The following is a 20,656-nucleotide window of genomic DNA, read 5'->3' on the forward strand; positions in this document are numbered from 1 at the left end:
CGCGCGGTCCTGACCGATCGCCTCTGGCCCCCTTACCCTTGGGCCACTTCTGTGCATTGCTGTGATCCCGCTGCTGCTGGCCGCCACGCCCCTGCCCGTGGGCAGCGCCGTTCCGTTCCAGGAACCGGCGGCTGTCGCCACGCCGCTGTCAGAGAACTTCGGCCAGCAGGCCACGGTGCGCACCTTTGATCCCATTGCGCGGGCGGCTGAACTGGTTGGCACCATGCCTCGCCAATGGAGCGGCACCTACCAGCCCTTTGCAGGTGGCACGCCGGTGAGTGTGCAGCTGGATGTCACGGCAGTGACAGCCATCGGCCAGATGCTCGACCTGCGCGGCCAGATGACCGTCGGCTCGGTGAGCCTGCCGGTGCAGGGCAACCTCAACGCCAGCTCTGATCAGCTCGATCTACTGCTGCTCGGGGATGTGCGTGAAGCGGGTCTCGAAGATGGAGGCCTGTTCCTAGGCCTGCAGGGCTTCACCCTGGCGGGATGGACGGCTCCGCGGCTCACCAACCCCGGCGGGCAACTGGTGCTTAACCCGGTGGGCGCTGGCGGTACGGCTCCCGCAGTTCGCGGCCTCTGGTGAGGTTGAGCAAGCTCAAGCGGCGGTTCGTTCCAGCCGCTTGAGCCGCTTTTTGGCCGTGCCGTTGCTGCTGTCGAGCTCGAGCACCTTCAGGTAATTCTCCTTGGCTTCCTCTGGCTTTTGTTGCTTTTCCAAAGCGAAGGCAAGGTTGTTCAGGGCCACTGGGTAGTCGGCTTTGGCCCGTAGAGCAGCGCGGTAGTGCTTGATTGCGGCTCCGTAGTTGCTTTTGGCAGCTAAGGCAAAGCCCAGCGCGTTTTCAATCAACGCCTGGGCTTCTGCTGGTTCAGCAGCCGAGAACTTGCTCGCCAGCTTCAGGTTGTCAATCGCTTGGTCGTAGAGCCGCTTGCGCAGCTGAACCGAAGCCAGTTCGTAGAGGTCGGCGGCGGATTGGTCACCTGATTTGCTGGATTGCTCCAAGCGGATCAGGGCCAGCTCATCGCGCCGAACTCGGAGGATTTGGCGGGCTACCAACACGGCAGCCCCTCCCAAAATCACCAAAAGCCCGATCAGGTAGGCCTGTGGAAGCGAAAAATCCATCAACCAACCTGATCAGGCAGCGCAGAGATTAGCGGTCAGCTCTTGGCTGCACCCACCACAGCGGTGAAGCTGCTGGGATCCATCACAGCCAGCTGGGCCAGCATCTTGCGGTTCAGTTGCACGTCAGCCTTCTTCAGGCCACCGATCAGCCGGCTGTAGCTCACGCCGTTCAGGCGAGCCGCTGCGTTGATGCGTGCAATCCACAGGCGACGGAAGTCGCGCTTGCGGCGGCGACGATCGCGATAGGCGTTGCAGAGGGCCTTCATCACCCGCTGGTTGGCGGTGCGGAACAGCGAGCCGTTGCCGCCGCGGAAGCCGCGGGCCAAACGCAGAATCTTGTTGCGGCGCTTACGGGCGACATTGCCCCTCTTAACGCGTGCCATCGATGGTTCTCAGAAAACGGTGAAACAGCGGGTCAGCCGGGCGATTCAGCTGTAGGGGAGCATGGCGCGCACGTTGTCCGCGTCGCGCTCGTCAACCACCGCCATGGTGCCGAGGAAACGCTTGCGCTTCGGGCTTTTGTGGTCGAGCAGGTGATTGCGGAAAGCGTGGCGGCGCATGAACTTTCCGCTGCCGGTGGCTTTGAACCGCTTGGCGGCTGCTTTGCGGGTCTTGAGCTTCGGCATTGTCTACGCGCTCGGGCACAAACGATGAGGGTACGACCTGGGAGTCCCTTCCGCCAACTCCCCCTAGGGTCGAACTGCGTCTTTGGTGATGCGATGGCCACGTTGCGTGTGCTTCCAGCCCTGTTGTCACTGTCACTGTTGGTGCTCAGCGCCGGCTGCCAGGGCGCCGGGGCTGAATCGCGCACCCGTTTGCCGGTGCCTGAACCTCCAGCGGTTGATGGTCAGCGGCCCGTGCTCTGGGTGTCGTTGGCGGCACGCCTTGGGGCCGAACCCCTGCGGCTCGAGGCCGCATCGGGGGCGCTGCAACTGGTGGATGGCCGCGGTGAGCGCTTCAGCAGCGCCCGCTTGCAGCTGCGTTGGCTCTCCCAGCCCCTGGCCGACCCGGTGGAGATCCGCCGCAGCGTGATGGGACCCTTTTCAAGCTTTGAGGGGGCGGAGCAGGCGGCCCTCGCCTGGAGCCGCGCGGGCGTGACTGCCGAGGTGGCCCACCCGCGCGACTGGGAAGTGTGGGCCGCACCCGGTGCTGCTCCCCCCGAGGGTTATGCGGTGCGCCAGGTGCAGCAGCGTCTCACCCAGCAACGGGTGTTGCAGGTGCAGACCCCGGCCGGCTGGCGCAACCTTGCCTCGCCCGTGCAGCTTCAGGCCCCAGGAGGGCTCCGCTTCAAAGGTGGGGTGTTCGCCGGACCGTTCCGGCTGCAAAGCGATGCCTATGGCAGCTGGACCCTGGTGGAGCAGGTGCCCCTGGAGCGGTATCTGCAGGGGGTGGTGCCCCATGAAATCGGCGCCGGCTCACCGGCCGCTGCCCTGGCAGCCCAGGCGGTGCTGGCCCGCACCTGGGCGCTGCGTAACCAACACCGATTTTTGGTGGATGGTTACCACCTCTGTTCCGACACCCAGTGCCAGGTGTACAGCGACCCCCGCCAGGCCGGGCCGGCTGTGCGCCAGGCCGTGAGTGGGACCGCCGGCCGGGTGCTGGCCGCTGAGGGGAAGCCGATTCACGCTGTGTATCACGCCAGCAACGGCGGTGTGAGTGCCGATGAAGATGAGGCCTGGCCCCTGCCAGAGCTCCGTTACCTGGAGCCCGCACTGGATCTACGCACTGCCCCGCCCCAGGGAGTGAGCCTGCCGCTCGATAGCGATCAGGAGGTGGCTCTGCTGCTGGCGCGCCGCAGTGGTGTAGTGGGCGCCTCCCATCCCCTGTTCCGCTGGCGTCGCCAGCTGGATCAGGCCAGCCTGCGCCAGGGCCTGGGCGCCAGCGGTGCTGGCCTTGGATCACCGCTGAAGCCTGTGGTGCTCGAGCGCGGCCCCAGCGGCAGGGTGGTGCGCCTGGCGATCCAGGGGCCTCAGGGTCAGGTGGTGCTCGAGCGTGATGCCATCCGTCGCACCTACCGCCAGCTGCCGAGCACGTTGTTTGTTTTGCGCCCTGCCGGCGGCGGGGCTTGGAGTGTGGTGGGTGGTGGCTTTGGCCATGGCGCCGGCCTCTCGCAGGCCGGCGCCATCGATTTGGCCCGCCGCGGCTGGACGGTGGATCAGATCCTGAGCCGCTATTACCCGGGTGCCCAGCTGGTGCCGATTCAGTCGCTGGCAGGGGCCAACGGGGGAGCCCTTTAAAGTTCCACAGACCTGGAACATGTCATGGCCGCCGGGGGCACAGCCACAGGAGCCCGCCGTCTGCAGGCCTCATTGTTTCTGCTGGGCTGCTGCGCGGCCGGGGGGCTCCCCCATGCCCTGCCGGCGAGCCGGAGCCTTTGGCCGTCGGTGGCGCTCACGCTCCTGCTTGGTGCCTACGCGGTGCGAACGGTGTTTCTGCCGTTGCTCGGCCGCCCGGAAGCCAGCGATGAATCACAGGCCCTCACGAGCTGGCCGGCGGTGGATCTGGTGGTGGCCGCCCGTGATGAGGAGGCGGTGATCGGCCGGCTGGTGGAGCGTCTGGCTGAGCTGAGCTACCCCACCGAGCAGCTGCGGCTCTGGGTGATTGACGACGGCAGTGAGGACCGCACGCCCCAGGTGCTGGAGAGTTATCAGGGTCGTTATCCCCAGCTGCAGGTGCTGCGGCGCAGCCGCGATGCGGGTGGTGGCAAGTCTGGGGCGCTGAATGCTCTGCTCCCCCAGTTGCAGGGCCGCTGGCTGCTGGTGCTGGATGCTGATGCCCAGTTGCAGCCCGATGGGCTTGAGCGGCTGGTGGCTTTTGCTGAGCGGGGCGGCTGGTCTGCGGTGCAGCTGCGCAAGGCGGTGGTGAACGCCGATCACAACTGGCTCACTCGCGCCCAGGCCATGGAGATGGCCCTTGATGCGGTGATTCAGCAGGGCCGCTTGCGCAGTGGTGGGGTGGTGGAGCTCCGAGGTAATGGCCAGCTGCTCCAGCGTGAGGTGGTGCTGGCCTGCGATGGTTTCAATGAGGCCACGGTGACTGACGACCTCGACCTCAGCTTCCGCCTCCTCGTGCAAGGCCAGCCGGTTGGCCTGCTCTGGAATCCACCGATCCAGGAGGAGGCTGTGACCAGCCTGGTGGGGTTATGGCGGCAACGGCAGCGCTGGGCCGAAGGAGGCCTGCAGCGCTTTTTTGATTACTGGCCCCAGCTCACCGGCGCCTCCACCAGCGGGGCACGCAAGCTGGATCTGAGCGGCTTTTTCCTGCTGCAGTACGCCTTGCCGGTGATGGCGGTGGCTGATCTGCTCACCAGCCTGTTGAGCCGCACGTCGCCGTTGATGTGGCCGCTGTCGTTTGTGGCGTTTGGCCTCTCTGGCGGCGCCATCTTGGTGGGGTGCTTGCGCCGCAGCGAAGGCCCTGCGCTACCCAGCATGCATGTGCTCAACCTGGCTCTGGGGATCGCCTATCTGGGCCATTGGTTTGTGGTGATTCCTTACACCACCCTGCGCATGGCCCTGCTGCCCAAGCGTCTGGTGTGGGCCAAGACTCTGCATGTCGGCGCCGGCGACGCTCTCGCAAGTGAAGAGGCCGATCTCACCACGCAGGTGTCCTGAGGCGGGTGATCGTCGAAGCTGTTTAGGCCGCCTGGCCGCTGTTGTTGCTCTGGATGTCTAGGTCGGGCAGAGGGCCATCGAGCTGCACCACTTCGCCATTGAAGAAGTCGGCTAGTCGCTTGGCCTGATCGTCGATCAGGGTGGTCTGCGCAGGGGGCTGCGCTGCGACCGGCTCCGGTTGTTGTGTAGGGGTTTGCGCAGGGGGTTGTGCCGCGGCGGGTTGTTGCTCTGGCTGTGGTTTCGGCAGTGGTGCGGGCGGCGCCACAGCTGCAGGTTGCCGTGGTGCCGGGGGCGGCGCGGGCAGCGGTGGTGGTGGTGGAGGTGGAGGTGCCCCGCCGGCTTCCAGCACCACTTGGCGCGGGCTGCCCAGGGTTGTGCTGACCGCTTTCTCCAGCAGGGGCATGCGGCTCTGCACCATGGCCATCCAATTGCCCGCCACTTGCACCACAGCCCGCTGCTGATCCAGCCGGGCCAACACGGCCTGCTGCGAGAGCAACATGCGCGTGGAGGGGAGCTCGAGGCCCGCCAGGATCTGCTGCCATAGCTCAGCGAGATCAGCACCGCCTGCCGGGCTGGCGACGTCCACCTTCGTGCTGGGAGGAGGAGGACGGTGCGGTTCGGTCGCTGGCGCGGGTGCAGCGGGCGGGACCACGGCTGCCGCAGGGGGGGCTGCCGCGATCGGTGTTGTGGCGGGCGCGGCTGCGGGGCTGGCTTGGGGTTCGGCCAGTAGGCCCAGCAGCAGCACTTCAAGCCAAAGGCGCGGTTGCACGCTTTGGCGCAGCTGCTGTTCGCTGCCCTTGAGCTGGGCTTGCCAGCGCAGCAGTGGAGCCTTGCCGATGCGCCGGGCTAGATCCGGCAGGCCGCCACGGAACTGCGGCGAGAAGCTGGTGAGCTCGAGCCGCTCGGGGGCCACACCGGCCAGCACCAGATCCCGCAGCAACCCAGCCAGGCCTTGCAGCACGGCGGAGGGTTCGCGGCCGCGCTCGAGCAGGGTGCGAATCGCTTCGATCAGGCCCAGCGGTTCTGCGGCGGCCAGGGATTCGGCCAGCTGCAGCAGCTCTTGCTCGGGCACAGCGCCCAGCAACTCCCATACCGCCTGCGGTTCCACCGGTGGCGGTAGCAGGCTCAGCTGATCGAGCAGGCTTTCGGCGTCACGGAGCCCGCCCTGGGCCCGCTGGGCCACTACATGCAGCGCCTCAGCGGTGATTTGGATCTGTTCCTGCGCGGCGATCCAGCCCAGATGCTGCTCCAGGGCATCGAGGGGAATGCGGCGGAAATCAAAGCGCTGGCAGCGGCTCAGGATGGTGGGCAGCACCCGCTGGGGGTCGGTGGTGGCCAGCACGAACACCACGCGCGGCGGCGGCTCCTCCAGCGTTTTGAGCAGGGCGTTGAAGGCGGCCGTGGAGAGCATGTGGCACTCGTCCACCACATACACCTTCCAGCGGGCCTGCACCGGCGCAAAGCGGGAGCGTTCGATCAGCTCGCGGATGTTGTCGACGCCGGTATTGGAAGCGGCATCGATCTCGATCACATCGAGGGCGTTGCCGGCTGCGATGGAGCGGCACAGCTCACAGGTGCCACAAGGCTCCGGCGTTGGCCCATCGGCGCCGATGCAGTTGAGGGAGCGCGCCAGGATGCGGGCGCTGGAGGTTTTGCCGGTGCCGCGTGGGCCGCTGAAGAGGTAAGCCGGTGCGATCCGGCCAGATCGCAAGGCGTTGCCGAGGGTGGCCGCAATCGCCTCCTGGCCCACCAGCTGATCGAAGCGCTGGGGCCTGTATTTGTGATGGAGGGGTTGATAGGCAGCCGGCATGGCTGGAGGCTACTGGCCGCTCTCGAGCATGTGCTCCAGCCTCGCCTCCAGCTCCTCCACCTCGCTGAGTTGATCGGCCAGCTTCTGGGCAGCCAGCCGCAAGGTGGCATAGCGAGGGCTGTCCTGATCGCCGGTGCTCCAGCGTTGTTCTGCTTTGGTGAGTTCCGCTTCTAGGCGGTTTTGCAGCTTGAGCCGCAGCCCATCGAGCTGTTCGAGGCTGCGCTGGGCCAGGGCTTTGCCCTGCTCCAACTGGGCGTCGTTGAGGCGCAGACCCTGGCGCAGCAGCATGCGGGCCCCGCTGAACACCGCGGCGGGCACGAACTGTCCCAAGGCCAGGGCGCCGAGGCTGCCGGTGTGCAGCCAGTTCTCCACTTGTTCACTGCGGTGCCGGCCGGTTTTGCACCAGTGGGCGAAGTGCTCGCAGTTGTTGAACAGCAGGTTGTAGTTGTGCTCCCCCAGCCGGCTCATCGCCCGCCGCAGGGTCACACCCGGCGCTGAGCAGGCGCCTGGGGTGTAGGGCACCAGGCTCAAGGGCTGGCCGCGGCTGAAGTCCTGCAATGGGCTGCGCAGGATCTCCCGCCCTTCCAGGTAGTGGGCCACCGTGCCGTCGCCCAGGTCGATGCCGTGGTGGTTAAACAGGCCGTGCTGACGCGGCACCTGTAGGTGATCAGCAGCGGCCATAGCGAGCGTTCTGCGCGATCAGCGCGGCGGGGCGATCAGGCGGTTTCCTGCTGCACCTGGTCGCTGCCGGGCAGGGGCAGCACCTTGGCCTTGGTGCGTTCTTCCACCAGCTCCCGGGTCACGGTGAAGGTTTTGGTGCTCTTGTCGGATGGCAGGTCGTACATCAGATCGAGCATCAGCTCTTCCACGATGCCGCGCAGGGCGCGGGCGCCGGTTTTGCGGCGGTGGGCTTCAGCGGCGATCGCTTCCACAGCGCCCGGTTCGAAATCGAGCCGCACCTCGTCCATGCTCAGCAGCGTCTGGAACTGCTTCACCAGGGCGTCGCGCGGTTCGGTGAGGATCGCCTCCAGAGCTCGGGTGTCGAGAGGCTCCAGCACGGCGCTCACTGGAAGGCGGCCGATGAATTCCGGGATCAACCCGTATTTCACCAGGTCATCGGGCTCGAGGTGGCGCAGCACGTGGGCGGCCTGTTGATCCTTGCCCTGGCGATTGCGGCTGCGGCCGCCTTCGGGGATGAAGCCGATGGCATTGCGGCCCATGCGGCGTTGCACCACATCCTCCAGACCCACAAAGGCGCCGCCGCAGATGAACAGGATCTGGCTGGTGTCGATCTGGATGCAGTCCTGGTAGGGATGCTTGCGGCCCCCCTGTGGCGGCACGTTGGCCACGGTGCCTTCCAGCAGCTTGAGCAGCGCCTGCTGCACCCCTTCGCCCGATACGTCGCGGGTGATTGAGGGGTTCTCGCTCTTGCGAGCGATCTTGTCGATCTCGTCGATATAAATGATGCCCCGCTGGGCTTGATCCACATCCAGATCTGCCTTCTGCAGCAGCCGCAACAGGATGTTCTCCACGTCTTCCCCCACGTAGCCGGCTTCGGTGAGGGTGGTGGCATCGGCCACGGCGAAGGGCACGTCGAGCAGTTCGGCCAGCGTCTGGGCAAGCAGCGTCTTGCCGCAGCCGGTGGGGCCGATGAGCATGATGTTGCTCTTGTGCAGGCGTGTGGCGGTTTCGCTGGCTTCGCCTTTGCCATCGCCCTGCCAGGCCAGGCGCTTGTAGTGGTTGTACACAGCCACCGACAGCACCTTTTTGGCTTCCTCCTGGCCCACGACCTGGGCATCGAGATGCGCCTTGATCTCCTGGGGTTTGGGGATCTCGGCGAGTGTGGGTGCGGGCTTGCTGCTCTTCTTGGCTGACGTCTTGCCTTTGGCCTCGGCGGGCTGACGGGCGCTGCCGCCATGGCCATCCACCAGCTCCTCATCAAGGATCTCGTTGCAGAGATCGATGCACTCGTCGCAGATGTAAACGCCGGGACCGGCGATCAGCTTGCGCACCTGGTCCTGCGACTTCCCGCAGAACGAACACTTCAGGTGGGCATCGAATTTGGGCATCGAGCAGAAGCGGCGGTGCTGCGGGAGCGTCCTGGTGGGAGCGGGCTATGGGCCCGAAACCAGGATCAACTGGATCCGGCGTTTCGTCAGCCGTCCTTAAGGATCAAACCGGGGAGTCGTCAGTGACGACGCGGTCGATCAGTCCGTATTGAACCGCCTCTGGCGGGGAAAGGAAGTAGTCGCGGTCGGTGTCTTCAGCGATCTTCTCCAGGGGCTGGCCGGTGTGCTCGGCCATCAGCCCGTTGAGGGTGTCTTTGAGGTAGAGGATTTCCTTGGCCTGAATCTCGATGTCCACCGCCTGGCCCTGGGCGCCGCCAAGGGGTTGGTGGATCATGATCCGCGCGCTGGGCAGGGCCAGGCGTTTGCCCTTGGTGCCGCCGGAGAGCAGGAAGGCGCCCATCGAGGCCGCTAGGCCGTAGCAGATGGTCACCACATCCGGCGCCACCTGCTGCATGGTGTCGTAGATGGCCAGGCCGGCCGTCACCGATCCGCCTGGCGAGTTGATGTAGATCTGAATGTCCTTTTCGGGGTCTTCAGCCTCGAGGAACAGCAGCTGGGCCACTAGCGCATCGGCTACCTGGTCGTCGATGCCGGTGCCCAGGAAGATGATTCGCTCGCGCAGCAGGCGCGAATAGATGTCGAAGGCCCGCTCGCCCCGGCCCGATTGCTCCACCACAGTGGGCAGCACCCCCGGAGCAGCCACCGGCATGGAGGCGATGGTGGCTTCCGGGCGGCTGCCCAGCCAGCGGTTCTGGATCGGGTGTGGGGTGCTGGCGTTGATCACGCGGCCGGACTGCAGTCAGTCCGGCCAATCTATGGGGATCAGGCCTCGGCAGCGGGCTCAGCCTTCTTGCTGCTGCCTTTCTTGGCGGCGGCTTTCTTGGGCTTCGCCTCGGCGTCGTCTGCAGCCTTCTCGGTGATGGTGGAGTTGCTCTCCAGCCAGCCCATCAGCTTTTCGCGCATCAGGTCTTCCTGAACGGCCTGGCGCAGGCGGGCGGGATCGATGCGGGAGCTGTCGCTGAAGCCTCGGCTCAATTCCTTCACCTTGGCCTCAATCTCATCGGCTGCCACTTCGATCTTTTCGGCGGTGGCCAGGGCCTTGAGGGCCAGGCTGCGCTTGAGCCGCTCCTCCGCTTCAGGGCGGGAGGTTTCGCGCAGGCTCTGGATCAGCTGCGGGGTAAACAGCTTCTTCACATCCATGCCCTGCTGGGCGAGCTGGCCGGCGGTCTGCTCCAGCAGCGAGATGATTTCCTCCTGCACCAGGGTTTCGGGCAGTTCCACCTCGAGCTGCTCGACAAGGGCCGCCAGCAGTGCGTCGTGCCGGTTGGATTCGTTGCGCCGCTGGGCGTCGTCCTTGAGGCGCTCCTCCAGATCGGCGCGCAGCTCAGCCAGGGTCTGCTTGTCGCTTGCCTGCTGGGCGAAGGCGTCGTCGAGCGCGGGAAGCTCACGGGTCTTCAGCTCGCTCAAGCTGATCTCGAAGCTGGCCTTACGGCCGGCGGAATCCTCCTGGGGGTAGTCCTCGGGGAACTGGCAGGCCACGGTTTTGCTGTCGCCGGGCTTCATGCCGATGATCCCTTCCACGAAGCCGGGGATCATGCGGCCGTCTTCCAGCTCCACTTCCATGGCCTCGGCGCTGCCGCCGCTGATGGCTTCACCGCTGTCGGCATAGGTGCCCGTGAAGCTGATGACGGCCACATCGCCGGCTTCGGCGGCACGCTTCTCCACGGGCACCAGAGTCGCCAGCTGACGGCGCGACTGCTCGATCAGCTCATCGACGCGCGCTGGATCGAAGCTCACGCTTTCGGCTTCGGTTTTGAGGCCTTTGGTGGCCTTGAGGCTTGGAGTGGGTTCCACGTCCATCTCAAGGGTGAGGCTCAGCTCCTTGCCGGGTTCAAAGCGCTCCAGCAGTGCTTCGAAGCCCCCATCCACGCTGGGTTGGCCAATAGCAGGAATCTCGGCCTGCTTCATGGCGTCGCGGAACACGCTGTCCACCAGGTCTTCGAGGGCGGTGGCGCGGATGCGCACGGCCCCGATCTGCTGCACCAGCACGGCGCGGGGCACCTTGCCTTTGCGGAATCCCGGCAGCTTGATGGTGCGGCTCAGCTTGTCCACCGCCTGCTCATGGCTGGTCTGGGTGAGGCCAGCGGGCACGGCGATCTCCACAGCCATCCTGCTGCCGGGGCGAGGGCTAGTGCTCACCTGGAGCTCGGATTGGCTGGCTGTGGAGGTGGCAGGACTCATGGATCGGCAGCAGGGCAGCCCGCAATCCTATGAACCGACCTGTAACGGGCTTCAGCTTCGGCGCGTCAGCCTTGCGCTGGCCGCGTATTGTTGGTCCTAAGAACAGCGACCTGAAGATCCGTGAAGCGAAAGCCCAGCATGGCTTTCGCACATCTCTTGGCAGATCCTTTCAGGCCATCGGGCAGCTGACGCGTGACCCGCAGCTCCCTTCCTTCATCAACACACGATCCCGTTGACCAGCTCCATTCGCCCCCTGCCCCAGCGCCCCCTGCATGTGGCCGTTCTTGGTGCCAGCGGTGCCGTGGGCCAGGAGCTGTTGCTGCTGCTGGCTGAGCGCGGCTTTCCAGTGGGACGCCTCACCTTGCTGGCCTCCCCGCGTTCCGCCGGACAGCAGGTGGAGTGGAACGGACAGACCCTCACGATCGAGCCGGTGAGCGCTGACGCTTTCAACGGTGTGGATGTGGTGCTGGCCTCCGCCGGCGGCTCGGTGTCGAAGCAGTGGGCGCCGGTGGCTGCCGCTGCTGGTGCCGTGGTGATTGACAACTCCAGTGCCTTCCGCATGGATGCAGAGGTGCCGTTGGTGGTGCCGGAGGTGAACCCCAATGCCGCCTTTCACCACAGCGGGGTGATCGCCAACCCCAATTGCACGACGATCTTGATGACCTTGGCGCTGGCGCCACTGGCCGCCCGCCGGCCTCTGCGTCGGGTGGTGGTGAGCACCTATCAATCCGCTAGTGGCGCCGGTGCGCGCGCGATGGAGGAGCTGGCCAGCCTCAGCCGCACCGTGCTCGATGGAGGCACACCCGAGAGCAGCGTGTTGCCCTACTCCTTGGCCTTCAACCTGTTTTTGCACAACTCACCGCTTCAAGACAACGGCTATTGCGAGGAGGAGCTGAAGATGCTCAACGAAACCCGCAAGATCATGAATCTGCCCGATCTGCGGGTGTCCGCCACCTGTGTGCGGGTGCCGGTGCTGCGGGCGCATTCCGAGGCGATCAACATTGAGTTTGAGGAGCCTTTCCCGGTGGGTGAGGCCCGGGCACTGTTGGCTGAAGCTCCCGGTGTGGAACTCATCGAAGACTTCAGCGCCAACCGCTTTCCGATGCCCACCGATGTGACCGGTCGCGATGCGGTGGCTGTGGGTCGGATTCGCCAGGACCTCAGCTCGCCCAATGCCCTGGAGATTTGGCTTTGCGGTGATCAGATCCGCAAGGGTGCAGCCCTCAATGCCATCCAGATTGCAGAGCTGCTTTTGGATCCCGCCGCAGCCGTGGCTGCCGGTGCTGCACCGGCGGGAGCTGTGGCTTGAGCACCATGGCATCACCCCTGCAGCCCGGCGCCGCCTCCCCAGCTCCCTTCGGACGGGTGATCACGGCGATGGTCACACCCTTCGCTGCTGATGGTTCGGTGGATCTGGACTTGGCAGCACGGCTGGCCAGTCATCTGGTGGACCATGGCTCCGATGGCCTGGTGCTCTGCGGAACCACCGGTGAATCCCCCACCCTGAGCTGGGATGAGCAGCATCAGTTGTTTTCAGCGGTGAAGGCCGCTGTAGGTCAGCGGGCCAGTCTGATCGCGGGCACCGGCAGCAACTGCACCGCTGAGGCTGTGGAGGCCGTTGCTGAAGCTGCTGCCCTTGGCGCCGATGGAGCCCTAGTGGTGGTTCCCTATTACAACAAGCCTCCTCAGGAGGGCCTCGAAGCCCATTTCCGTGCTGTGGCAGCCGCCGCACCCCAGCTGCCTTTGATGCTTTACAACATCCCCGGCCGCACCGGCTGCAGCATCAGCCCCGACACCACGGCGCGGCTGATGGATCTGCCCAATGTGGTGAGTTTCAAGGCGGCCAGCGGCACCACCGAAGAGGTCACTGCTCTGCGGTCGCTCTGCGGCGAGCGTTTGGCCATCTACAGCGGCGACGATGCTCTGCTTTTGCCGATGTTGGCCGTTGGCGCTGTGGGTGTGGTGAGTGTGGCCAGCCATGTGGCTGGCGATCAGCTTCAGCAGCTGGTGCAGGCCTTCCTCGCCGGCGATCACAGCACCGCCCTGGCTTTGCACGAACAGCTGCTACCGCTGTGTAAGGCGATGTTTTGCACCACCAATCCCATCCCCGTGAAAGCTGCCCTGGAGATCAGCGGCTGGCCGGTGGGTTCCCCAAGGCTTCCTCTCGTAACCGCTTCTAACGACGTGCGCGACCGACTCACTTCCGTTCTGGCAGCCCTGCGTCCTACCTGACGCCAAGGCCCACTGGAGCCCTCTTGTTGTGTGCTCCCTCGATGTTTCCGTTCTGCTTCCGGCTGCGCCGGACCCCCTTTTCTGAATGACGAACCAAGCCAAGAAACCCTGTCTGCGTGTCATCCCCCTGGGTGGTCTTCACGAGATCGGTAAGAACACCTGCGTTTTTGAATACGGCGACGACATCATGCTGGTGGATGCCGGCTTGGCCTTCCCCAGCGATGGCATGCACGGCGTCAACGTGGTGATGCCTGACACCAGCTATCTCAAGGAAAACCAGAAACGCATTCGCGGCATGATCGTGACCCACGGTCACGAAGATCACATCGGTGGTATTGCTCACCACCTCAAGAACTTCAATATCCCCGTGATTCACGGCCCGCGCCTGGCGCTGGCCATGCTCACCGGCAAGATGGAAGAGGCCGGTGTGATGGATCGCACCATTCTTCAAACCGTCGCACCTCGCGATGTGGTGAAGGTGGGGCAGCACTTCTCGGTGGAGTTCATCCGCAACACCCACTCGATGGCCGACAGCTTCTCGCTGGCCATCACCACTCCCGTGGGCACGGTGATCTTCACCGGCGATTTTAAGTTTGACCACACCCCTGTCGATGGTGAAACCTTCGACATGGCTCGCCTAGCCCATTACGGCGATCAAGGTGTTCTCTGTCTGTTTAGCGACTCCACCAACGCCGAGGTGCCGGGCTTCTGCCCGCCGGAGCGTTCCGTCTTCCCCTGCCTGGATCGCCACATTTCCCAGGCCGAAGGTCGGGTGATCATCACCACCTTCGCTAGCTCTATTCACCGGGTGTCGATGATCCTGGAGCTGGCTCTGAAGAACGGTCGCAAGGTGGGCCTGCTGGGTCGCTCGATGCTCAATGTGATCGCCAAAGCCCGCGAGCTGGGTTACATGCGTGCCCCGGACGACCTGTTTGTGCCGATCAAGCAGATCCGTGATCTGCCGGATCGTGAAACCCTGCTGTTGATGACCGGTAGTCAGGGTGAACCGCTGGCTGCCCTCAGTCGCATCTCCCGCGGCGAGCATCCGCAGGTGCAGGTGAAAACCTCCGACACCATTATTTTCTCCGCCAGCCCTATCCCCGGTAACACCATCTCCGTGGTGAACACCATCGATCGGCTGATGATGCTGGGCGCCAAGGTGGTGTATGGCAAGGGTGAGGGCATCCACGTTTCTGGCCACGGCTTCCAGGAAGACCAGAAGCTGATGCTGGCGCTCACAAAGCCCAAATACTTCGTGCCGGTGCACGGCGAACACCGCATGCTCGTGTGCCACAGCAAGACCGCTCAATCGATGGGCGTTCCAGCTGAAAACATCCTGATCATCGATAACGGCGATGTGGTGGAACTCACCGCTGATTCGATCGCCACGGGTGAACCGGTAAAAGCAGGCATCGAACTTCTCGATGCCTCCCGCAACGGCATCGTGGATGCCCGCGTGCTCAAAGAGCGTCAGCAACTGGCTGACGACGGTGTGATCACGATGCTGGCGGTGATCAGCACCGATGGCGTCATGGCAGCTCCACCCCGCGTGAACCTGCGCGGTGTGGTCACCGCTGCTGATCCCCGCAAGCTCAGCCTTTGGGCCGAGCGCGAGATCACCTGGGTGCTCGAGAACCGTTGGCAGCAGCTGTCGCGCAACAGCGGTGGCAAAGCTCCCGATGTGGACTGGATGGGCGTGCAGCGCGAGATCGAGATCGGCCTGCAGCGCCGCCTGCGCCGCGAGCTCCAGGTGGAGCCGCTGATTATCTGCCTGGTGCAGCCAGCCCCCGGTGGAACCCCCGCCTACAAGGGCCGCGCCGATGCCGAGCCCGACACCCGTCCCGCTCCCCGCGGTGGTCGCGGCGGTGTTCGCGAGATCCAACGTGGCGATCGTCCTGAGCGCGTCGAGCGTTCACAGCAACCCCGCCGTGAGCTGGCTGCCGTCGGCGCTGCTGCCCCGGCTCCTGCCGCTGCCGCTACCCCTGCTCCTGCAGCTGTGGCTACACCGGTCCGCAGCGAAGAGCCTGAAATCGCTGGCCGGACCCGCCGCCGCCGTTCCGCTGCGGCTGGCTGATCGCGTCGGTTCGGCCTGGGATTAGTCCCGGGTCGAACCCAGTCCGCTGTACGCCAGATAGTGCTGCACCAGGATCCCCCCCAGGGGGATGGTGATCAGGAGCGGAACGCCGCACAGCAGCACTGAGCCCAGCATCAACAGGCCTGCCACCAGCTCCCACTTGAGCAGTCCGGCTCCCACAGGGCTGCTGCCCACCTCTTTCACAGACGCGATCAGAGCAGGCATGGCCGCTTGCTGATGGCATGTGACCCGCCGGATCACCACCGGTGTGGCGATCGCCACCAACACGCCGGGCACGATCAGCAGCACCAGTCCGATCGCGGTGGCCAGTCCCACCACGACACCGGCTCTCACATACCGCCAGAAATCCCTGCGCAGCATCTGCAGCATCGCTCGGGCGCTGGGATGGCTGCCGCTATGGAAGGCGAGGGCAGGCAGCATCTGCAGGCTCACCCCCAGCAGGTTTGACCAGAGATTGAGGGTGATGGCGCCGATGGCCAGGGCGATGGCAGGCAGCAGCGCCGCCAGGGGGTTCAGTTCTGCCAATCCCTGCAGTCCATTTCCGATGTGCTGCAACAGGGCGCCCGCTAAGGCCGCCAGCAACACCAGGCCTTCCAGGATGAGATACGTGCGCCAGTGGCGTTTGAACAGGGTCCAGGCTGCACCCAGGCTCGGTGCGCTCACGTGAATGCTGGGCGTTGGCTCGGCTGATTGGTCGGTCGTGATTAGGGACGCGCTGCCTGGATTTTTCGGTGCAATGGCCTGATCTGGGCACTGCTGGGTGCGGTTGGCTGATTCGATTCGGTTGGAGAGCCGCACCAGCAGCAGGCCGCGTTCCAGCTCGCTGCGCTCGCTCTCGCTCAGCGGTTGATCTTGAGGATCAGTCGCCACGGCACGCACCGGCGGCGGGGGCGTTGTTTCCGCGGTGGGCTCGGGCTCCGGCGAGCGCTCCTTGGTGTCGTGGACGGGGGTTGGATTGGGCGTTGGTTCTGCGGTGGCCCATGGCGCCTGGATCTGAGCCAGGGCCTGTTGGGGTTCCTGCAGCTGGGTCAGCCAGGGTGTGGCCGGGAGATCAGAGGGCGTTGTGCTGGCGCTGATGGCCTCTGCTTCGGCCGGTGGCGGGCTCTCTGGCTTGGGTTGTGGCGTAGGTCGTTCGGCAGGATCAGCCTGCCGGCAGAGCCGCAGGCTCTGCTCAGCCAGCTGGCGGTAGTGGGGTGTCGAGCAGTGCTTCAGCACCGCTTGATAAGCCGCTTCCGCCTCTCTGGGCTTGGCCAGGCCATAGAGATAGATATGGCCGATTAGCAGCTGCAGACGCTGATCCAACAGGTCGAGGCGACCGACCGGCAGCTCTGGTTGCAGGGCCAGGGCCAGCTCGAGCGCCCGCGCGAAATCCCCCTGGCCATAGGCCCGTTCCACAGCGCTGTAGGTCTGCTCCTCCGGGCTGGGCATGCGGTTGGATGGCTGGCCCCTGTTTAGGGCCGGTTGGGGTGGATCAGCCAGAGGTGCTGACGATCCCAGTGCAGGTGGAGGCCGCCCGCTAAGGCGTGGCTGCCGGGGCCTTGCATGGGCTCTAAGCGGTGGAGCAGGCTTCGCAACTGCTCCGCCGGAAGGGGGCTGACGCCCTGCAGGCCCAGCCAGTGCTGGAGCAGCTGGCGTTGGTTGGCGGCTTGCAGGGCCAGCAGGGCCCGCCGCTGCAGGGCCTGCTCGGGTGCTTGGCGATTCGCCAGAAGCCCTGCCAGGGCTAGATCCATCAGCTCGTCCTGGCTCTGTTGTTCCTGGGCCAGTCGTTCGGCTACGCCGCTGATGCGCCGGCTGGCTCCGGGATGAAGCTCCTCCAGCACCGGCATAACCTGCTGGCGCAGGCGGTTGCGGCTGTAGCAGGGGTCCTCGTTGCTGGCATCAGGCCAGAGGGGGAGGTCGAGCTGCTCGCGGATCTTTGCCGTTTCCAGGCGGCTGAAGAGCCAAAGGGGCCGCACCAGGGTGAGGCCCGGGGTTAGGGCACGCTGCGGCCGCAGGCTGGCTAGCCCGCGGCGGTGGCTGCCGCGGGCTAGTTGCAGCAGCAGGGTTTCGGCTCGGTCGCTGGCGGTATGGCCGGTCACCACATGGCTGGCGCCGCAGGTGCGCGCGGCAGCTTCCAGGGCGTTGTAGCGCCAGGCGCGGGCGGCGGCCTCAGCGGGTTGCGGCTCTTGCCACACCTCGATCTGCACCGGCAGCCCCTGCTGCTCCGCCCACTGGCGTAGCTCGCTGGCCTGCTGGCTTGAATGAACCCGCAGCCGGTGGTCGCCGTGCCAGAGCTGCAGCTGCCAGTGATGCAGCCGCTTCAGGTCTTGGAGCAGTCCCACCAGCGCCATCGAATCCTGTCCGCCTGACACCGCCACCAGCAAGGTGGCTCCATCGGGCAGCAGCTCCGGTTGCTGCAGCAGCCAACGGTGCAGGCGCAGGTGGTAGCGGCTCCAGGCTTGCGCCAAATGCTGCGTGGGAGAATCGCTCCACTCTGTCTGCAGTGGTATGTCGCGTCTCGCCCAGCTGCCCGCTTCCCTCCGCACGGCCCTGCTGGAGCGGCGCGCCCTCAAGGTGATCGCTGGCCTTACCAATTTTGATGCCGCCAGCGTTGAGCGCATCAGCCGCGCAGCCGGTCTTGGTGGTGCTGATCTGATCGACGTGGCCTGCGATCCGGCTCTGGTTCAGCTGGCTGCTGAGGTGAGCGGCCTGCCGATCTGCGTGAGCGCGGTGGATCCCGAGTTGTTCCCTGCCGCCGTGGCCGCCGGCGCCGCGATGGTGGAGATCGGCAACTACGACGCCTTCTATCCCCTGGGCCGCATCTTTGATGCTGAGGAAGTGCTGGCGATCACCCGCCGCACCCGCGAGCTGCTGCCCGAGGTGGTGCTGAGCGTCACGGTGCCTCACGTGCTGCCCCTCGATCAGCAGGAGCAACTGGCCGCCGATTTGGTGGTTGCCGGTGCCGACATCATTCAGACCGAAGGTGGCACCAGCGCCAAGCCCTTTAGCGCCGGCAGCCTGGGCTTGATCGAGAAGGCCGCTCCCACCCTGGCCGCCGCCCACAGCATCAGCCGTGCGGTGAGCGTGCCGGTGCTCTGCGCCTCTGGCCTCTCGTCGGTCACCGTGTCCATGGCCATTGCCGCCGGTGCTGCTGGCGTGGGTGTGGGGTCGGCTGTGAACAAGCTCAACGACGCGCTGGCCATGGTGGCCGTGGTGCGCGGTCTGCGCGAAGCCCTCGGCAGCGCTGTCAGAGCCACCGTCTGACGCGGTCGACCTGGCACAGGCTGACGCAGGTTTGAACAGCTGCCTGCGGCAGCCTGCTTTAAAACCCATGGACACGTTGCGGGCCCCTTCGCGCGTGCCCGTGGGTTTTGTTCGTTGCTCTGATTGCTGCCGTGGTCTTGGGCACCACGGCGCTGGGCTGACGGCCCGAGAATGGCGTGATGGCTAATCCCTACCAACTGCACGCTCCCTACAGCCCCAAGGGAGATCAGCCCACGGCGATCAAAGGTCTCGTGGCTGGCGTGGAGGGCGGTGAGCGCTATCAGACCCTGCTGGGAGCCACCGGTACGGGAAAAACCTTCACCATCGCCAATGTGATCGCCCAGACGGGGCGGCCGGCGCTGGTGTTAGCGCATAACAAAACCTTGGCGGCGCAGCTGTGCAATGAGTTGCGGGAATTTTTCCCCAACAATGCCGTTGAATATTTCATCTCCTATTACGACTACTACCAGCCGGAGGCGTATGTGCCCGTCTCTGATACGTATATCGCCAAAACGGCGTCGATCAACGAAGAGATCGACATGCTCCGCCACTCCGCTACCCGGTCGCTATTTGAGCGGCGTGATGTGATCGTGGTGGCCTCGATCAGCTGCATCTATGGCCTTGGTATTCCTAGCGAATACCTTAAGGCCGCGGTGAAGTTTGAGGTTGGTGAAACCCTGAATTTGCGCGGTTCGCTGCGGGAGCTGGTGAACAACCAATACTCCCGAAATGATCTGGAGATTTCCCGCGGCCGGTTCCGTGTACGCGGAGATGTTCTGGAGATCGGTCCTGCCTACGAAGATCGCCTGGTGCGGATCGAGCTGTTTGGCGATGAGGTGGAGGCGATCCGCTACGTGGATCCCACCACCGGCGAGATCCTGCAGAGCCTGGAGAACATCAATATCTACCCGGCGAAGCACTTTGTGACGCCGAAGGAACGGTTGGCGGATGCGATCAAGGCGATCCGTTCTGAACTGCGTGAGCGGCTGGATGTGCTTAACGAACAGGGCCGGCTGTTAGAAGCTCAGCGCTTGGAGCAACGCACCGCCTACGACCTCGAGATGCTGGAGCAGGTGGGTTACTGCAATGGTGTGGAGAACTACGCCCGCCATCTGGCCGGCCGCCCTGCCGGCACGCCACCGGAGTGCCTGATCGATTATTTCCCCGACGACTGGCTGCTGGTGGTGGATGAGAGCCACGTCACGTGCAGTCAGCTGCAGGCGATGTACAACGGCGATCAATCCCGTAAACAGGTGCTGATCGAGCACGGCTTTCGGCTGCCTTCAGCTGCCGATAATCGGCCGCTCAAAGGAGTGGAGTTTTGGGAGAAGGCGCGGCAGACGATCTTCGTGAGTGCCACGCCGGGCGACTGGGAACTTCGCCAGAGCGATAGCCAGGTGGTGGAGCAGGTGATTCGCCCCACCGGAGTGCTCGATCCGGTGGTGGAGGTACGCCCCACCGACGGCCAGGTGGATGACCTGCTCGGCGAAATCCGCATCCGAGCCGATAAGCGGGAGCGGGTGCTCGTGACCACGCTCACCAAGCGCATGGCCGAAGATCTCACCGACTATCTGGCGGAGAACGGCGTGCGGGTGCGCTATCTCCACTCCGAAATCCATTCAATTGAACGGATCGAGATCATTCAGGACCTCCGCAACGGTGAGTACGACGTTCTGGTGGGGGTGAACCTGCTGCGGGAGGGACTTGACCTGCCGGAGGTGTCACTGGTGGCGATCCTCGACGCGGACAAGGAGGGCTTCCTCCGGGCCGAGCGTTCCTTGATCCAGACCATCGGCCGTGCAGCCCGCCACGTGGAAGGGTTGGCGCTCCTCTATGCCGACAACCTCACCGATTCCATGGCCAAGGCCATCTCGGAAACCGAGCGCCGCCGCGCCATCCAGCACGCCTACAACGAGCGGCACGGCATCACCCCTTCTCCGGCGGGCAAGCGAGCCGGCAACTCGATCCTGGCGTTCTTGGAGGTGTCGCGCCGTCTCAGCGACGACCAGTTGGAGCAGGCCACCGAGCAGGCTGAGCACAACGAAGTTCCCCTTGACGCCCTTCCGGAGCTGATCCAGCAATTGGAAGAGAAGATGAAGAGCGCAGCGAAAAATCTTCAGTTTGAGGAGGCCGCCAACCTGCGTGACCGCATCAAGGGCCTGCGCCAGAAGCTGGTGGGCAAGCCTTGAATCTTTAATTTATTTACGTCAGCGTTTGTGCGCCAATTTGGGATCT

At 64.9% G+C, this 20,656-nt stretch carries 18 protein-coding genes; 8 read left to right on the plus strand and 10 right to left on the minus strand.

Going from position 1 to position 20,656, the window contains the following annotated elements; genetic code table 11:
- Positions 1-61 precede the first annotated feature (61 nt).
- Positions 62-586 (plus strand): hypothetical protein, encoded by a 525-nt coding sequence (locus tag KJJ24_RS11895; RefSeq protein ID WP_371811731.1) that lies wholly within the window; start codon positions 62-64, stop codon positions 584-586.
- Between the two features lie 12 nt (positions 587-598).
- On the opposite strand, the gene KJJ24_RS11900 is transcribed toward KJJ24_RS11895, so the two are convergent.
- The 3 genes from KJJ24_RS11900 to rpmI are packed head-to-tail and all read right to left on the minus strand — an operon-like array spanning position 599 to position 1,746.
- Positions 599-1,120 (minus strand): tetratricopeptide repeat protein, encoded by a 522-nt coding sequence (locus KJJ24_RS11900; protein ID WP_214338971.1) that lies wholly within the window; start codon positions 1,118-1,120, stop codon positions 599-601.
- Positions 1,121-1,155: 35 nt separating this feature from the next.
- Complete coding sequence (gene rplT / locus KJJ24_RS11905; RefSeq protein WP_214338972.1) at positions 1,156-1,503, minus strand: 50S ribosomal protein L20; 348 nt, start codon at positions 1,501-1,503, stop codon at positions 1,156-1,158.
- 45 nt (positions 1,504-1,548) lie between these two features.
- Positions 1,549-1,746, minus strand: coding sequence for a 50S ribosomal protein L35 (gene rpmI / locus KJJ24_RS11910; RefSeq protein WP_010312717.1), 198 nt, complete (start codon positions 1,744-1,746; stop codon positions 1,549-1,551).
- A gap of 93 nt (positions 1,747-1,839) precedes the next feature.
- Between rpmI and KJJ24_RS11915 the strand changes: the two genes are divergently transcribed.
- Positions 1,840-3,357 (plus strand): SpoIID/LytB domain-containing protein, encoded by a 1,518-nt coding sequence (locus tag KJJ24_RS11915; RefSeq protein WP_214338974.1) that lies wholly within the window; start codon positions 1,840-1,842, stop codon positions 3,355-3,357.
- 24 nt (positions 3,358-3,381) lie between these two features.
- A complete protein-coding gene (locus tag KJJ24_RS11920; RefSeq protein WP_214338975.1) occupies positions 3,382-4,731 on the plus strand; it encodes a glycosyltransferase family 2 protein in 1,350 nt (449 codons plus the stop codon).
- A gap of 22 nt (positions 4,732-4,753) precedes the next feature.
- On the opposite strand, the gene KJJ24_RS11925 is transcribed toward KJJ24_RS11920, so the two are convergent.
- The 5 genes from KJJ24_RS11925 to tig form a co-directional block, all read right to left on the minus strand.
- The gene (locus KJJ24_RS11925; protein ID WP_214338976.1) at positions 4,754-6,541 is read right to left on the minus strand and encodes a DNA polymerase III subunit gamma/tau; all 1,788 of its coding nucleotides are present in this window, start codon (positions 6,539-6,541) and stop codon (positions 4,754-4,756) included.
- A gap of 9 nt (positions 6,542-6,550) precedes the next feature.
- Positions 6,551-7,222 (minus strand): lecithin retinol acyltransferase family protein, encoded by a 672-nt coding sequence (locus KJJ24_RS11930; RefSeq protein WP_214338977.1) that lies wholly within the window; start codon positions 7,220-7,222, stop codon positions 6,551-6,553.
- Between the two features lie 35 nt (positions 7,223-7,257).
- Complete coding sequence (clpX, locus tag KJJ24_RS11935; RefSeq protein WP_214338978.1) at positions 7,258-8,610, minus strand: ATP-dependent protease ATP-binding subunit ClpX; 1,353 nt, start codon at positions 8,608-8,610, stop codon at positions 7,258-7,260.
- Positions 8,611-8,713: 103 nt separating this feature from the next.
- A complete protein-coding gene (gene clpP / locus KJJ24_RS11940) occupies positions 8,714-9,394 on the minus strand; it encodes an ATP-dependent Clp endopeptidase proteolytic subunit ClpP (protein WP_214338979.1) in 681 nt (226 codons plus the stop codon).
- A gap of 38 nt (positions 9,395-9,432) precedes the next feature.
- Entirely contained in the window at positions 9,433-10,851 is a 1,419-nt protein-coding gene (gene tig, locus KJJ24_RS11945) for a trigger factor (RefSeq protein WP_214338980.1), read from the minus strand.
- A 232-nt stretch (positions 10,852-11,083) separates the two neighbouring features.
- Here tig and KJJ24_RS11950 point away from each other — a divergent pair, with 232 nt between their 5' ends.
- From KJJ24_RS11950 to KJJ24_RS11960, 3 genes are all read left to right on the plus strand, one after another.
- Positions 11,084-12,160, plus strand: coding sequence for an aspartate-semialdehyde dehydrogenase (locus KJJ24_RS11950; RefSeq protein WP_214338982.1), 1,077 nt, complete (start codon positions 11,084-11,086; stop codon positions 12,158-12,160).
- A gap of 17 nt (positions 12,161-12,177) precedes the next feature.
- A complete protein-coding gene (gene dapA, locus KJJ24_RS11955) occupies positions 12,178-13,083 on the plus strand; it encodes a 4-hydroxy-tetrahydrodipicolinate synthase (RefSeq protein ID WP_371811808.1) in 906 nt (301 codons plus the stop codon).
- Positions 13,084-13,168: 85 nt separating this feature from the next.
- A complete protein-coding gene (locus tag KJJ24_RS11960; protein WP_214338986.1) occupies positions 13,169-15,157 on the plus strand; it encodes a ribonuclease J in 1,989 nt (662 codons plus the stop codon).
- Positions 15,158-15,178: 21 nt separating this feature from the next.
- Here KJJ24_RS11960 and KJJ24_RS11965 read toward each other — a convergent pair whose 3' ends face one another.
- On the minus strand, positions 15,179-16,606 hold the full coding sequence (locus tag KJJ24_RS11965; protein WP_214338988.1) for a hypothetical protein: 1,428 nt from the start codon (positions 16,604-16,606) through the stop codon (positions 15,179-15,181).
- A gap of 23 nt (positions 16,607-16,629) precedes the next feature.
- Positions 16,630-17,625, minus strand: a complete 996-nt coding sequence (gene tilS / locus KJJ24_RS11970; RefSeq protein WP_250544745.1) for a tRNA lysidine(34) synthetase TilS — start codon at positions 17,623-17,625, stop codon at positions 16,630-16,632.
- Positions 17,626-17,665: 40 nt separating this feature from the next.
- Here tilS and KJJ24_RS11975 point away from each other — a divergent pair, with 40 nt between their 5' ends.
- Positions 17,666-18,421: a DUF561 domain-containing protein gene (locus KJJ24_RS11975; protein WP_214338990.1), complete on the plus strand. Its 756-nt coding sequence runs from the start codon at positions 17,666-17,668 to the stop codon at positions 18,419-18,421.
- Between the two features lie 179 nt (positions 18,422-18,600).
- Positions 18,601-20,610, plus strand: a complete 2,010-nt coding sequence (uvrB, locus tag KJJ24_RS11980) for an excinuclease ABC subunit UvrB (RefSeq protein WP_214338992.1) — start codon at positions 18,601-18,603, stop codon at positions 20,608-20,610.
- The last annotated feature ends 46 nt before the right edge of the window (positions 20,611-20,656 follow it).

Source organism: Synechococcus sp. LA31 (assembly GCF_018502385.1).
Taxonomy (GTDB): domain Bacteria; phylum Cyanobacteriota; class Cyanobacteriia; order PCC-6307; family Cyanobiaceae; genus Vulcanococcus.